Raw genomic sequence first — 14467 nt, 5'->3', positions numbered from 1 at the left:
CCATGACCACACACGATCTGCTTTCGGGCCGCACCATCGTCGTCACCGGCGCCGCCACCGGCATCGGCCAGGCATTCGCCGTCGGATGTGCCGCACAGGGCGCCAACGTCGTCGTCGCCGACATGAACGCCGCCGACGAAACCGTCGCCCTCGTCGAGCAAGCGGGCGGCAAGGCGCTGGCCGTGCGCGTCGACGTGGCGGACGACGCATCGACGCGCGCCATGGCGCAGGCGGCGCTCGACCGCTTCGGCCGCATCGACGGCCTCGTCAACAACGCGGCCTACTTCCGCGAGGTGAAGCTGACGCCGTTCGAGGAGCTCGATCCCGCGATCTGGGACCGCATCTTTGCCGTCAACGTGAAGGGCGTGTGGCAATGCTGCAAGGCGGTGATGCCGGCGATGCGCGAACGCGGCAGCGGCTCGATCGTCAACATCGCATCGGTCGTGGCGGTCGCCGGCCAGCCGGGCTATCTGCACTACGTCGCGACCAAGGGCGCGGTGCTGTCGATGACCAAGGGACTGGCCAAGGAATGCGGCGCGAACGGCGTGCGCGTCAACGTGATCGCGCCCGGTTTCGTCATCACCGATGCCACGAAGGACCGGCCGGTCGAATGGCAGCAGAGTTTCCTGAAGGCGCGCGCGATATCGCGGGAGCAGCGCCCGGACGACCTGGTCGGCACCGCGCTGTACTTGCTGTCCGATCTCGCCGGATTCGTCTCGGGCCAGACCATCGTCGTCGACGGCGGCCACATCATGTACTGACCGCCCACCATGAGCGACCTCATCCTCCATCACTACGCCTTTTCGACGTTTTCGGAAAAGGCGCGCCTGGCGCTCGGCCTGAAGGGTCTGGCCTACCGCTCCGTCGACATCGCCGGCATGCCGCCGCGCCCGTTGCTGGAGCCGCTGACCGGCGGCTACCGGCGCGTGCCGGTGCTGCAGATCGGCGCCGACATCTATTGCGATACGAACATCATCCTTCCGACACTGGAGCGGTTGTTCCCCTCGCCGGCGCATGCCAGCCTGTATCCGGACGGCACCGAAGGCGTCGCGCGCGGGCTCGGATTTGCCTGGGAGCGCGCGCTGTGGATTCCGTCGATCGCCGTGCTGACGCACTTCATCGGCGAGCACATTCCGGCGGAGTTCCTGAAGGACCGCAAGGAGAGCTATCTCATGGTCGACATCAGCAAGGAAGCGATGGCGCCGGAGCTGCCGCTGTACCGCCAGCGGGTGGTCGCCCACTACGCGTGGCTGAAGGCGGCGCTCGCCGATGGACGCAGGTTCATCCTCGGCGAGCGGCCCGGTGCGCTCGACCTGGCCTGCTACCAGACGATTTTCCTGTTGCGCAAGAACTGTCCCGCCGATGTCGACGCAATGCTCGGCATCGACGGGCCGCTTCCCGGCTGGTACGACCGCATCGCGGCGCTCGGGCACGGTACGCCCGAATCGATGTCTGCCGAAGACGCGTTCGCGAGCGCACGGGATGCAAGCCCGGCGACGCCGACGCATCTGCAACCCGATGGCGATATCGGCGGCTTGCGGGCCGGCGACGCGGTCGTCGTGAGGCCCGACGACAACGCGCGCGTTCCGGTCGCCGGCACGCTGGTCGCCGCGAGTGCCGACGAGATCGTGATCCACCGGCGCGATCCCGACGCAGGCGATCTCCATCTGCATTTCCCACGGCTCGGCTTCGACGTGCTGCCGGCCTGAACTCCACTCTCGTCATTCCGGAGACACACGATGGACACCGAATCGAACAAGCAACTGTGCCGCGACTACTTCACCGCGTTCCTGGCGCGCGACACGGCGTGGATGACCGAACACATCGCGCCGGGTTTCGTGCGCCACGATCCCGGCCTGCCCTTCGAGGTGCGCGGCCCCGAGGGTGTGGCGCAGCTTCACGACGCCCTGCTGCCGGCCTTCCCCGACATGGCGTTGCCGCTGGAGGATTTCGTCGCCGAGGGCGACAAGGTGCTGGTGCGGCTGCGTGTGCGCGGCACGCATACCGGCGCGTTCGGCGACATGGCGCCGACCGGCCGCGAGATCGACATCGCCGTGCTGGACCTGTTCCAGATCCGCGACGGCGTCCTGGTCGAGCACTGGGCCCTGCTCGACAACCTGGGCATGCTCAAACAACTTGGCGCGCTGCCGGCGTGACATCGCGATGCATCTGTTCCTGAACACCACCTCGCCGTATGCGCGGATCGCACGCATCGCGCTGGCCGAGAAAGGTCATGCGGACACTTCGGTCGAGATCGTCGACCCGTGGAGCGACGCCGCGAGATTGCTGGACGTCAATTCGGCCGCGCGCGTGCCGGCGCTGATCGTCGACGGCGGCAGGTCGCTGACCGAGTCGCTGCTGATCGTTCTCTGGCTGGAACACCGGACGCCGTCGCCTTCGCTGCTGGGCGAAGACGCGACCGCCGTGATTTCGCGCGCCGGCATCGCGATGGGCGTGATCGACGCGGCCGTGCACACGCTGATCGGCCGGAAGATCACCGACGCGTCCTTCGATACCGCGCCGGTCGGCCTGCGGCGGCGGCGGTCCATGGCCGAAGGCCTTGCACGACTGGAAAGCGATCCGCCGACCTACACGGACGGCACGCCGACGATCGACGCCATAGCGACCGTCGTCGCCTTCGACTATCTCGACTTCCGGTTCGCCGAGGCCGACTGGCTTCCGGAGTCGCCTGCGCTCAGCGCGCTGGTTTCGCAACTGCGCGCGCGGCCGTCGTTTCTCACCAGCGCCCCGCATGCCTGAAGGATCGACGATGCGCCCGCCGCGCCTTTGCCTTTACTACAGCACGACGTCGCCCTATGCGCGCATCGCCCGTGTGGCGCTCGCGGAAAAGGGCTTCGCCGATATCGACGGTGCGCTGACCGATCCGTGGACCGACGCCCCGGGCTTGCTGGCGGCCAATCCGAGTGCGCGCGTGCCGGCAATGGTGCTCGATGGCGGGCTGCCGCTCACCGAGAGCCTGCTGATCGTGCTGTGGCTCGAAACGCAGCATCCGGCCCCGTCGTTGCTGGGGCCGGCGCCCGGTGTCGCAATCTCGAAGGCAGGCATTGCGATGGGCGCGATCGACGCGGCCGCGTCTATCATCATCGGCCGTCGTCTCGATCCTGCAGTGGACGAGTCGCCGCTCGGATTGCGTCGCAGGCGTTCGATCGTCGAGGCGCTCGAACGCCTGGAGAGCGATCCGCCGCTGCTTGCTGAAGAGACCGCCGATCTCGCGGTCATCGCAGCTGTGGTGCTGGTCGATTACATCCGCTTCCGCTTTGCCGAGGCGATCTGGGTTCCGGCCATTCCGGCGCTGGATGCGCTGGCCGCGAGCGCAGGGACTCGGGCGTCTTTCGCAAGCACGCGACCCCGCGACATGCCCAGGGCCTGAGCCCGGTAGCGGCCACGGCTGCCTGCCGGTTCAGCTGACCACCAGCCCCTTCAGCGCCGGGTCCGGCGGCGGCACGGACAGCTTCATGTCCTTGAGCGTCTGTACCAGCAGCTTTGCGATCATCAGGTTGCGATGCGTCTTGCTGTTGCCCGGAATCACATACCAGGGTGCGTGATCGGTCGAGGTTGCGTCCAGCGCCCGCGCATAGGCACGCTGGTAGCTGTCCCACTTCTTGCGCGCATCGAGATCGCCCATGCTGAATTTCCAGTGCTTGGCCGGATCGTCGATGCGTTCCTGCAACCGCTCGCGCTGCTCGTCCTTGCCGATGTGCAGCATGCACTTGAGCACGACGGTGCCGGTCTCGGTCAGCAGGCGCTCGAAGTCGTTGATCTGCGCATAGCGACGCTGCGTCGCCTTCTTGTCGATCCAGCCTTCGACCACTGGCACCAGAACGTCTTCGTAATGGCTGCGGTTCCAGACGCCGATCTCGCCGGTGCGCGGCACGACCGCGTGACAGCGCCAAAGAAAGTCGTGCGCCTGCTCGTCGAGCGACGGAGCCTTGAAGGCGGCCACGCGCACGCCGAGCGGCGAGGTGCGCGAAAACACCCAGCGCACCGTCCCGTCCTTGCCGCTGGTGTCGGTGCCCTGCAGCACCAGCAGCACCTTGCGGCGACCTTCGGCATGCAGCAGGTTCTGCAGGTCGTCGAGTTCGAGCGACAGCGCATCGAGCACGGATTGCTCCGTCGCCTTGTCGCCGGTCATGAAAGGCTTCGCGTCCGGGTCGATGTCGCCGAGAGAAACCTTGCCGCCGATGCGGTACTTCTTGAAGCTGGTCATCGCATCGTTCCTTTCAGCGGCTGCCGATGCGCGCTTCGCCGAACAGCGCCTTGGCCGTGCGCGGTTGCGAGCGCCAGTACTGCGGCGGCACCTCGACCTGCGCGCCGAGTTCCATCGCCGCGCGCCACGGCCAGTGCGGCTCGAACAGCATCGCGCGGGCCAGCGCGACGAAGTCGGCCTGGCCTGCGGCGACGATGTCCTCGGCCTGCTGCGGATCGGTGATCAGCCCGACCGCGATGACCGGCATCTCGCCTGCGACCGCCTTGATGCGCTCGGCCATCGGCACCTGGTAGCCGGGTTCGAGCGGAATCTTCTGCTGCGGAGACACGCCGCCCGACGAAACGTGGATGAAGGCGCCGCCGCGCGCCGCCAGCGCTTCTGCCAGTACGCAGCTCTGTTCGACATCCCAGCCGCCATCGACCCAGTCGGTCGCCGAAATCCGCATGCCGACCGGGATCGACTCCGGCACCGCCGCACGCACCGCGTCGTAGACCTCCAGCGGAAAGCGGATGCGGTTCTCGACCGAGCCGCCGTATTCGTCGGCGCGCTGGTTGGCGAGCGGCGACATGAATTCATGCAGCAGATAGCCGTGCGCGCCGTGCAGTTCTATGGCGTCGAAGCCGAGCGCATGGGCACGCCTGGCGGATTCTGCGAAGGCGTCCTTCACGCGCGTCAGGCCTGCAGCGTCCAGCGCCAGCGGAACCGGATCGCCGGGCGCTTGCGGCAGGGCCGACGGGCCGACCGTTTCCCAGGCGCCTTCGTTGTCCTTCAACGCCTGACCGCCGGCCCACGGCACATGGCTCGATGCCTTGCGGCCGGCATGGGCAAGCTGAATGGCGATCGGCATGCGCGAATGGGTGCGGACGGCCTTCAGCACGCGAGCCATCGCGGCCTGGTTGTCGTCCGAATAGAGCCCGACGTCCGCAGGCGTGATGCGCCCGATGGCCTCCACCGCCGAGGCTTCGATGATCAGCAGGGCCGCGCCCGAGAAAGCCAGCTGGCCGAGATGCATCAGGTGCCAGTCGGTCATGTTGCCGTCCTCGGCCGAGTACTGGCACATCGGCGCGATGACGATGCGGTTGGCGAGCGTGAGCTGGCCGAGCTTGCGGGGTGTGAAGAGTTGGGTCATGAAGTGGATGGTGAGTTGCGGACGCGAACCATGCCTTCTTGCGCTGTCGAGGCGACAAGCCGGCCGTCGCGGGTGAAGACGCTGCCGCGGCAAAGTGCGCGGGCGCCGTTGGCGTTGGGTGAATCGATGCGGTAGAGCAGCCAGTCGTCCATGCGGAAATCGCGGTGGAACCACATCGCGTGGTCGATGCTGGCGAGCCGCATGCCGGGCTGCAGATAGCTCATGCCGTGCGGGCGCAGGGCGGTGACCAGCAGTCCGTGGTCCGATGCATAGGCGAGCAGCGCGCGATGCAGCATCGGATCGTCCGGCAGCGGCGCGACGGTGCGCATCCAGATCGAACGCTCGCCAGGCTGCGGTTTCGGTGCGAGCAGATCGTCGTCGTCGACGGCGCGGAATTCCATGCCGTGCGGATGCAGGATCCGAGTGCGCAGCCGGTCGGAGAGTCGGTCGCCGATCGCAAGCCTGCGTTCGTAGTCGCTGCGCAAACCTTCGGGCGGCGCGGTTTCGGGCATGGGCTGCTGGTGCTCGATGCCGTCGTCGTGCGTCTGGAACGATGCCGACATCTCGAAGATGATGCGGTCCTGCTGGCGTGCCACCACGTGCCGCGTCGTGAAGCTGCGGCCGTCCCGCACGCGCTCGACCGAATAATCGATCGGTGCGTGTTCGCCCGGCAGCAGGAAGTAGGCGTGCATCGAATGCACCGGCCGGTCGGCGTCGACCGTGAGGTTCGCGGCCATCAGCGCCTGCCCGAGCACCTGACCGCCGAACACGACCGGCGTGCCGATGTCCTGGCTCTCTGCACGGAAGCGATCGTCACCCAGCGGCGACAGCTGCAGCAGCCCCACGAGATCGTCGACGAGGCTGGCTTCGGTGGCTGAGTTCATCTTTCGACCATAGCAAAGGTCAAAAAACAGTGCCAGCGCCTGCGGGACGCGCGGGCTGGGACAATCGACGCCCTATGAAAAAGCAGCGCATCGTGGTGGGCCTGAGCGGCGGGGTGGACTCCGCGGTCACGGCGCACCTGCTCAAACGGCAGGGCCACGAGGTGGTCGGCATCTTCATGAAGAACTGGGAAGACGACGACGACAGCGAATTCTGCTTGTCGAACATCGACTTCATCGACGCGGCCAGCGTGGCCGACGTGCTCGGCATCGAGATCGAGCACGTCAACTTCGCGGCCGACTACAAGGACCGCGTCTTCGCCGAATTCCTGCGCGAATACCAGGCCGGACGCACGCCGAACCCGGACGTGCTGTGCAACGCCGAGATCAAGTTCAAGGCCTTCCTCGACCACGCGATGCGCCTCGGTGCGGAGAAGATCGCGACCGGCCATTACGCCCGCGTACGCTTCGACGACGCGACGCAGGCGCACCAGTTGCTCAAGGGCCTCGACCCGGCCAAGGACCAGAGTTATTTCCTGCATCGCCTGAACCAGGCGCAGCTGTCCAAGACGCTGTTCCCGGTCGGCGAACTGCACAAGACGGAGGTGCGCCGCATCGCCGACGAGATCGGCCTGCCGAACGCGAAGAAGAAGGATTCGACCGGCATCTGCTTCATCGGCGAGCGGCCGTTCCGCGACTTCCTCAATCGCTACATCTCCAAGGCGCCGGGGCCGATCAAGGACGAGCGCGGCCGCACGCTGGGCGAGCATCAGGGCCTGAGCTTCTACACGCTCGGCCAGCGCCAGGGGCTCGGCATCGGCGGATTGAAGGCCAAGGGCGCGGAACTGAAGGCGATCGAGGCACGCGGAATGCGCGGTGCCGGCGAGCACGCGCCGTGGTTCGTCGCCCGCAAGGACATGGCGGCCAACACCCTGTGGGTCGTGCAGGGCCACGATCACCCGTGGCTGCTGTCGCAGGCTCTCGATGCGGACGATGCGAGCTGGGTCGCCGGCACCCCGCCGGCGCCGGGTGCGTATGCGGCGAAATCCCGCTACCGGCAGGCCGATTCGGCTTGCCGCTACGTCGCATCGGACGACGGTGCGTTCAGGCTTGACTTCGACGCTGCGCAGTGGGCGGCGACGCCGGGTCAGTCGGCGGTGGTCTACGACGGGGAGATTTGCCTCGGCGGCGGCGTGATCTCGGGCGCGATCGGCGCCGCGTGATCTAGAGGATCGACGTCACCGATGAGTCGGTGTGGATGAGCGACAACGGATAGCGCCGGCCGGCCACGTGATCCTCGATGCACTGCAGCAGCAGCGGGCTGCGATGGCGCTCGACGCTGGACCGAATCTCTTCCGGTGTCATCCACAGCGTGCGCACTATGCCTTCGTCCAGCGCACGTTGGACTTCGAAGGTGCCCAGCGTGCCGCTGAAAGCGAATCGCAGATAGGTGATGTCCTCATCGTTTCGCCGGGAGCGCGCCAGGTAGACGCCGACCAGCGCGGTCGGCGTGAAGCGGTGCGCTGTTTCTTCGAGCGCTTCTCTCGCGCAGCCGTCGGCCGGCGATTCGCCCGGATCGAGGTGCCCTGCCGGCGTGTTCAGTCGCAGGCCGTCCGAGGTGCGTTCCTCGACCAGCAGGAAGCGCCCGTCGCGCTCGATGACGGCGGCAACGGTGACGTTCGGTCTCCAGCGCGCAGACGCCATCGTTTTCATCCCTTGTCTTCCGCCATCAGCGCGTGCAACTGGGCGGCAGTCGGTTCCGGAATCAGCAGCGTGACGGTGCAGCCCGCGCCGCATGCACTGTCGATCTCGATCGTTCCGCCGTGCCGGTGCACGGCTGTTCGCACCAGCAGCAGCCCAAGCCCGACGCCCTGCACCTCGGGATGACTGTCGCGATGCAACCGGTTGAAAGGCTGGAAAAGCTGCGATTGCAAGGCGGCCGGTATGCCCGGACCGTTGTCCTGCACGCTCACGGCCCACTGGCCGTCGTGGGGGACGACGCGGCACGGTACTTCCGAGCCGACCGGTGCGTATTTGAGCGCGTTGCTCAGCACGTTGGTTAGGGCGCGCGTCAGCAGACTGCGGTCCGCCACGCAAAGGGCCTCGTCGACGTCGGTGGTCAGGTGTACGCGCAACTGCTTCTTTCGTGCAAGCGCCCAGGCGTCGTCGATGGATTGCTGCATCAGCGCGACCAGATCGAGCACCTCGGCGCGGAACGGCTGTGCTTCGGCACGTGCGAGGTTCACGAAGTCGTCGGCGAGGTCCAGTCCGGTCTGCGCATGGCGTTCGATGCGGTCGAGCAGCGCCGCGCCCGACAGCGCGTCCGGTCGGCCGCGCGAAAGTTCGATGGCCGTCAGGATCGACGCACTGGGCTCGCGGATGTCGTGGGAGATGAAGCGGAGCGCTTCGTCACGCTGGCTCTGCGCATGCCGCGTCGTCGTGATGTCGATCAGCGTCGTCATCCACCCGACGTGCTGGTTGCCGGTGTCGAAGAAAGGCACGCAACGCAGCAACACGATCCGGCCCTCTTCGTCCTCGCCTTCACCCAGGATCGGCGTCCGTTCGTGCGCCTTAAGCGCACCCGGAGGCACCATCGGCGCCCCGGTGGTGCTCCAGCGCAGATCGGCCAGGAGTTCGTGAACGTCGCGTCCGATCAGCCGCTGCGGCGCCATGCGCCAATGGCGGGCGGCCGCCTTGTTGGCGATCAGCACGAGGCCGTGGCGGTTGAGCACGAGCGTGGCGTCGGCCATGTGGTCGATGCCGTCGCGCACGAAACGCTGCAGGTCGTGCATGCGAAGTCCGGCTTCGGACGAAGCCGACATCTGACGGTCGAGAAAGTCGCCGACCGGCCGCCGCTGCGGCGCTGCGGGCAGGCCATCCATGGCCGCATTCAGCCGGTTCGTACCCCAGCGCAGATAGCGCTCGGCGGCATTCAGCCGCATCAGGCTCCATAACGGATAGACCAGCAGCAGACCGAGCAGACCTGCCGCCGGCGCGAACTGGATCCGCAGCCACGGTTGCGCATTGTTGGCGCCCATCCGCAGTGCCACCAGTGCACAGATCAGGGTGACCACGCCCAGCGGACGCAGCCAGAGCAGGCCGAGCAGCGCGATGACCACCGGAATCAGGTTGTAGGCGAGGTTCTGCCAGGGCGTCGCGATGACGATGTTGCGCTGGAACCGGATGGCCTGGAGCGTGCTGGCGAAAATTTCGACGCCCGGTCGGCTACTGACAGCCTGCGGCGCGGAGATCGGGTAGGTGTCGCCCAGGCCTGCGGCGGTGGCGCCGACCAGTACGAAGCGATCCCGGAAAGTGCCGGGCGGCGCACGTCCCTGCAGCACATCGATATAGGACAGCGTCCGAAACGGAGGCGACCCCGTCGTGAGGACGATGACCTGATGCTGGCTGCGCAACCAGGGGCCGGGCTTCTGTGGCGCGGCGACCGATGCGTCGGGCCCGGGTGGCGATACCTGGCCCGCCGCTCGAGCCGTTGCCTGCTGCATTGCCAGCGCAAAGTGCGGCCAGGACCGGCCGGCGAAGCCTTCGCGCAGGTAGAGGCTGCGTGCGACACCGTCTTCGTCGACGGCCAGATGCGCATGGCCGACACCTGCGGCGGCGCGTGCCAGGATCGGAATCGGCAACAGTTCGACTGCCGGTTGCGAGCCGGGCGATCCGGGCGCCCCGGCAGATGCCGGCTTCAGCATCATCGGCAGCACGACGCAGCCGGCTTCTTCGATGGCTGCGGCCAGCCGTGCATCGTCGCCGGGATTGTCCTTGTCGGGTTCGTTCAGAAGCAGGTCGAGACCGGTGCAACGGGCGCCATCGGCCGCGATCTGACGCAACACTTCGGCGTGCATCGCGCGCGGCCACGGCCAATTCCCGAGTGCGGCGATGCTTTTTTCGTCGATCGCCACGATCACGGTGTCGGTCGAAGGCGGCTGGCGGGTCTCTTCCCTGGCGGCGTCCTGGAGCACCCGGTCGATATGCGGCATCGGCTGCAGCAGCGAGACGGCCGAAACGAGCACGATGAGACCGAGCGCCAGAAGAAACCACGGCAGGCGATACGCGGCCTCGCGACGCAGGCGATGAAGCCATGCCACGGCGCGAAGCCGGTACCCGCGTGGCCGGCTCCGACTCATGGCCTTTGCGACTGGATCAAGTGGTCGTCTGTGACGCGGACGGATCCCGCAGCATGTCCGAGAAAGCCGTCGCGTCGATCGCTTCGAGCCGATAGCCGAGTCCGTAGATCGCCGACAGCAGAAAACCGTTTGCCGGACGCAGGTCGAGCTTCGTGCGCAACCGAGAGATGTGCGTATCGAGCGATCGCGAAGGCGTGTCGGTTCCCAGGCCCCAGACCGCCTCGCGCAGGTGCTCTCTGGAGAGCAGCCGTCCGAGGTTCTGGAAAAGGAACAGCGCAAGCTCGTACTCGCGATGCTTCAGTTCGGCAACCTCTCCCTTGACCTTCAGCGTCCGAGATTGTGGGTAGAAACAGTAGGGTCCGAATGCAAGCTCGGTTTCGTGCTTTGCCGGATAGGCGCGACGAAGCAGCGCATGCACGCGGGCCTCGAGTTCGGCAATGCGGATCGGCTTGGCCATGAAGTCGTCGGCGCCGGCCGTCAGTCCCTCGACCATGTCCGCCTCTTCCCGGCGGTTGGTGACAAAAAGGATCGGAAGTCGGCTGTTGAGGTCTTCCCTGATCCATTTGACGATAGCCGGGCCCGACATGTCCGGCAGCGTCCAGTCGAGGATCAGCAGGTCAAAGGTCTGCAGGCGCAACTCGCGCAAAAGCGCTTTCCCTTCGGAAAAACCGTGGCATTCATGGCCCAGGCCTTCCATCGTGAGCCTTATCAGGTCCCTCTGGCCTGACTCGTCGTCAAGCGCTGCGATACGCATTTCTTTTCCTTTTTGTGTGACCCCGGCAGTCTAGGTGGAAGCACTGCTAAAAATCGCGAGTCTTCGACATCAGAATGTTCAAGTAGTGTGCTGAACGCCAGCTGAAGTTTTAACAAATGTCAACAACTTCGCTCAACGTGCGACACGAAACCGGCCCGGCCTTGGAGACGCGGCATTGCAACTCACTCAACGTGCGAGCCTGGTTTGTGTTGACATTTGTTTATATTTGTAGGTTCCGCGCAAGCTTGTCGCACGACGTAACAAAAAAACGCTTCATGTAAGCTTGACCGAGACAAGCCGCAAATCGCGGCCAGAGGAGACTTCCCATGCTGATCGGCGTTCCGACCGAAACCTCGTCAGGAGAAACGCGGGTTGCCGCGACCCATGAGACCGCGAAGAAACTGGTCGCCCAGGGCCATGAAGTCCGTGTGCAGTCCGGCGCGGGGTTGTCGGCCAGCGTGACGGATGCCGCATACGAAGCGGCCGGCGCATCGATCACCGATGCGGCAAGCGCCTATGGCGCCGAGATCGTCCTGAAGGTGCGCACGCCGTCGGACGCCGAAGCGGCCCTGTTGCGCCCCGGCGCGGTCGTTGTCGGCATGCTCAATCCGTTCGATGCCGACGGCCTGGCGCGCTTGGCGAACGCCGGTGCCACAGCCTTCGCGCTGGAGGCCGCGCCCCGCACCACGCGCGCCCAGAGCATGGACGTGCTCAGTTCGCAGGCCAACATCGCTGGCTACAAGGCCGTGATGATCGCGGCCGATCTCTATCAGCGCTTCTTCCCGATGCTGATGACGGCAGCCGGCACCGTGAAGGCGGCGCGCGTCGTCGTGCTCGGCGTCGGCGTCGCCGGGCTGCAGGCGATCGCCACGGCCAAGCGGCTGGGCGCGGTCATCGAGGCGTCCGATGTGCGCCCGAGCGTCAAGGAGCAGGTCGAGTCGCTCGGCGGCAAGTTCATCGACGTGTCCTATGACACGGATGAGGAGAGGGAAGCCGCGGTCGGTGTCGGTGGCTATGCCAGGCCGATGCCTGCGAGCTGGCTTGCGCGCCAGCAGATCGAGGTCGCCAAGCGCGTGGCGCTGGCAGACATCGTCATCAGCACCGCGCTGATTCCCGGGCGCGCCGCGCCGACGCTCATCACCGAGGAGATGGTGCGTTCGATGAAGCCGGGTTCGGTGATCGTCGACATCGCGGCCGGCCGAGGCGCGAACGGCGTCGGCGGCAACTGCCCGCTGTCCGAGGCCGACCGCACGGTGGTCAAGCACGGCGTGACGATCGTCGGCGAGACCAATCTGGCGTCGCGCGTTGCAGCGGATGCGTCGTCGCTCTATGCGCGAAACGTGCTGGATTTCCTGAAGCTGATCCTGCCGAAGGACGGCGGCCTAAAGGTCGACCTCGAAGACGACATCGTTGCCGCCTGTCTGGTTGCGCGCGACGGACAAGTGACCAAGAAGTAAGACCGAAAAAGAAAAAACAAGGAGACAAGCCATGGAAATCGTCAGCCACACAGTCATCAACCTCATCATCTTCGTGCTGGCGATCTACGTCGGTTATCACGTAGTCTGGACCGTCACGCCTGCACTCCACACGCCGCTGATGGCATTGACCAACGCCGTCTCGGCCATCGTCATCGTCGGCGCGATGCTCGCTGCGGCGCTCACCACCACGCCGCTCGGCAAGACCATGGGTGTGCTGGCTGTCGCGCTGGCGGCGGTGAACGTCTTCGGCGGCTTCCTGGTCACGCGGCGAATGCTGGAGATGTTCAGGAAGAAAGAGCGCAAGACGCCGGGCGCATCTGCATCTGCATCCGCAGCCAAGGGAGACGCCTCGTGAGCATGAATGTCGTCACGCTGCTATACCTTCTGGCCAGCGTCTGCTTCATCCAGGCGTTGAAAGGACTGAGCCACCCGACCACCTCCATCCGGGGCAACATCTTCGGCATGAGCGGCATGGCGATCGCCGTGCTCACGACGATCGCGCTGATCCATGGCCAGGCTCGGACGCTGGGCGTGAGCTTCGGCAGCGGCATTGCCTGGGTGCTGGCGGCACTGGTGGTCGGCGGCGGCATCGGTGCCTTCATGGCCAACAAGGTCGAGATGACCAAGATGCCCGAGCTGGTGGCTTTCATGCACAGCATGATCGGCCTGGCGGCGGTGTTCATCGGCGTCGCGGCGGTGGCAGAGCCCTGGGCCTTCGGCATCACGCCGCCGCCGGTCCTGGCCACGATCGGCGCTGCCGTGACCGCAGAAGGCACGGTGCTGATCGACGGCTTCCTGCGCTATGCGATTCCTTACGGCAACCGGCTCGAACTGTTCCTGGGTGCGGCCATCGGCGCGCTGACGTTCAGCGGCTCGGTGATCGCTTTCGGCAAGCTGTCGGGCAAGTACAGGTTCCGGCTGTTCCAGGGAACGCCGGTGTCCTTCAGGGGCCAGCACATGCTGAACCTTGCACTGGGGCTGTTGACGGTCGCGCTGGGCCTCGTCTTCGTCGCGACGGAAAGCTGGACCGCTTTCTTCGCGATGCTGGCGCTGGCCTTTGCGATGGGCGTGCTGATCATCATTCCGATTGGCGGCGCGGACATGCCGGTGGTGGTGTCGATGCTCAACAGCTATTCGGGCTGGGCGGCGGCGGGCATCGGCTTCAGCCTGAACAACGCGATGCTGATCGTGGCGGGTTCCCTGGTGGGCAGTTCGGGCGCGATCCTGAGCTACATCATGTGCAAGGCGATGAATCGGTCGTTCTTCAACGTGATCCTGGGCGGCTTCGGAGGCGAGGCCGTGACGGCAGCCGCCGCCGGTGCCGCGGTGCAGCGCCCGGTCAAGTCCGGCAGCGCCGACGATGCGGCTTTCGTGCTGAGCAATGCCGAAACCGTGGTGATCGTGCCGGGCTACGGCCTGGCCGTGGCCCGCGCGCAACATGCGGTGAAGGAGCTCGCGGCCAAGCTCACCGAGAAGGGCATCACCGTCAAGTACGCGATCCATCCTGTCGCTGGGCGCATGCCGGGTCACATGAACGTGCTGCTGGCAGAGGCAGAAGTGCCTTACGACCAGGTGTTCGAGATGGAAGACATCAACGGCGAATTCGGACAGGTCGATGTCGCGATCATCCTGGGCGCCAACGACGTGGTGAATCCTGCCGCGCACACCAAGGGCAGTGCGATCTACGGCATGCCGATCCTGGAGGCCTACAAGGCAAAGACGGTGATCGTGAACAAGCGCAGCATGGCCGCGGGCTACGCCGGCCTGGACAACGAGCTCTTCTACATGGACAAGACCATGATGGTCTTCGGCGATGCCAAGAAGGTGGTCGAGGACATGACCAAGGCGATCGAATGAG

Annotated in this window: 15 protein-coding genes; 9 read left to right on the top strand and 6 right to left on the bottom strand. The window is 66.0% G+C overall.

The window, feature by feature from the left end; translation table 11 throughout:
- The first annotated feature begins 2 nt into the window (after positions 1-2).
- The 5 genes from ACSFA3_RS15335 to ACSFA3_RS15315 are packed head-to-tail and all read left to right on the top strand — an operon-like array spanning position 3 to position 3391.
- The gene (locus ACSFA3_RS15335; protein WP_435506346.1) at positions 3-761 is read left to right on the top strand and encodes an SDR family NAD(P)-dependent oxidoreductase; all 759 of its coding nucleotides are present in this window, start codon (positions 3-5) and stop codon (positions 759-761) included.
- Positions 762-770: 9 nt separating this feature from the next.
- On the top strand, positions 771-1709 hold the full coding sequence (locus tag ACSFA3_RS15330) for a glutathione S-transferase family protein (RefSeq protein ID WP_435506345.1): 939 nt from the start codon (positions 771-773) through the stop codon (positions 1707-1709).
- 30 nt (positions 1710-1739) lie between these two features.
- On the top strand, positions 1740-2156 hold the full coding sequence (locus tag ACSFA3_RS15325; protein ID WP_435506344.1) for an ester cyclase: 417 nt from the start codon (positions 1740-1742) through the stop codon (positions 2154-2156).
- A gap of 7 nt (positions 2157-2163) precedes the next feature.
- The gene (locus ACSFA3_RS15320) at positions 2164-2760 is read left to right on the top strand and encodes a glutathione S-transferase N-terminal domain-containing protein (RefSeq protein ID WP_435506343.1); all 597 of its coding nucleotides are present in this window, start codon (positions 2164-2166) and stop codon (positions 2758-2760) included.
- 10 nt (positions 2761-2770) lie between these two features.
- Complete coding sequence (locus ACSFA3_RS15315; RefSeq protein WP_435506342.1) at positions 2771-3391, top strand: glutathione S-transferase family protein; 621 nt, start codon at positions 2771-2773, stop codon at positions 3389-3391.
- 30 nt (positions 3392-3421) lie between these two features.
- On the opposite strand, the gene ACSFA3_RS15310 is transcribed toward ACSFA3_RS15315, so the two are convergent.
- Genes ACSFA3_RS15310 through ACSFA3_RS15300 form a run of 3 tightly spaced genes read right to left on the bottom strand, consistent with a single transcriptional unit; the run spans position 3422 to position 6241 of the window.
- Positions 3422-4228 carry a polyphosphate kinase 2 family protein gene (locus tag ACSFA3_RS15310; protein ID WP_435506341.1) on the bottom strand — a complete coding sequence of 269 codons (807 nt, stop codon included), beginning with the start codon at positions 4226-4228 and terminating at the stop codon, positions 3422-3424.
- 13 nt (positions 4229-4241) lie between these two features.
- Complete coding sequence (locus ACSFA3_RS15305; RefSeq protein WP_435506340.1) at positions 4242-5357, bottom strand: NADH:flavin oxidoreductase/NADH oxidase; 1116 nt, start codon at positions 5355-5357, stop codon at positions 4242-4244.
- Positions 5354-6241, bottom strand: coding sequence for an acyl-CoA thioesterase (locus ACSFA3_RS15300; protein ID WP_435506339.1), 888 nt, complete (start codon positions 6239-6241; stop codon positions 5354-5356). Before ACSFA3_RS15300 ends, ACSFA3_RS15305 begins: the two co-directional genes overlap by 4 nt.
- Before the next feature lie 74 nt (positions 6242-6315).
- Here ACSFA3_RS15300 and mnmA point away from each other — a divergent pair, with 74 nt between their 5' ends.
- Entirely contained in the window at positions 6316-7461 is a 1146-nt protein-coding gene (gene mnmA, locus ACSFA3_RS15295; RefSeq protein ID WP_435506338.1) for a tRNA 2-thiouridine(34) synthase MnmA, read from the top strand.
- A 1-nt stretch (position 7462) separates the two neighbouring features.
- Here mnmA and ACSFA3_RS15290 read toward each other — a convergent pair whose 3' ends face one another.
- Genes ACSFA3_RS15290 through ACSFA3_RS15280 form a run of 3 tightly spaced genes read right to left on the bottom strand, consistent with a single transcriptional unit; the run spans position 7463 to position 11131 of the window.
- The gene (locus ACSFA3_RS15290) at positions 7463-7942 is read right to left on the bottom strand and encodes an NUDIX hydrolase (RefSeq protein ID WP_435506337.1); all 480 of its coding nucleotides are present in this window, start codon (positions 7940-7942) and stop codon (positions 7463-7465) included.
- 5 nt (positions 7943-7947) lie between these two features.
- A complete protein-coding gene (locus ACSFA3_RS15285) occupies positions 7948-10338 on the bottom strand; it encodes a CHASE2 domain-containing protein (protein ID WP_435506336.1) in 2391 nt (796 codons plus the stop codon).
- Between the two features lie 55 nt (positions 10339-10393).
- A complete protein-coding gene (locus ACSFA3_RS15280; protein WP_435506335.1) occupies positions 10394-11131 on the bottom strand; it encodes a response regulator transcription factor in 738 nt (245 codons plus the stop codon).
- Positions 11132-11457: 326 nt separating this feature from the next.
- Between ACSFA3_RS15280 and ACSFA3_RS15275 the strand changes: the two genes are divergently transcribed.
- Genes ACSFA3_RS15275 through ACSFA3_RS15265 form a run of 3 tightly spaced genes read left to right on the top strand, consistent with a single transcriptional unit; the run spans position 11458 to position 14466 of the window.
- On the top strand, positions 11458-12588 hold the full coding sequence (locus ACSFA3_RS15275; protein WP_435506334.1) for a Re/Si-specific NAD(P)(+) transhydrogenase subunit alpha: 1131 nt from the start codon (positions 11458-11460) through the stop codon (positions 12586-12588).
- A gap of 31 nt (positions 12589-12619) precedes the next feature.
- Positions 12620-12964: an NAD(P) transhydrogenase subunit alpha part 2 gene (locus ACSFA3_RS15270; protein WP_435506333.1), complete on the top strand. Its 345-nt coding sequence runs from the start codon at positions 12620-12622 to the stop codon at positions 12962-12964.
- On the top strand, positions 12961-14466 hold the full coding sequence (locus tag ACSFA3_RS15265; RefSeq protein WP_435506332.1) for an NAD(P)(+) transhydrogenase (Re/Si-specific) subunit beta: 1506 nt from the start codon (positions 12961-12963) through the stop codon (positions 14464-14466). Before ACSFA3_RS15270 ends, ACSFA3_RS15265 begins: the two co-directional genes overlap by 4 nt.
- The last annotated feature ends 1 nt before the right edge of the window (position 14467 follow it).

Origin of the sequence: Variovorax glucosi, from assembly GCF_051216695.1 — a bacterium.
Lineage (GTDB): Bacteria > Pseudomonadota > Gammaproteobacteria > Burkholderiales > Burkholderiaceae_C > Variovorax.
This window is presented reverse-complemented; position numbering and strand designations above follow the sequence as displayed.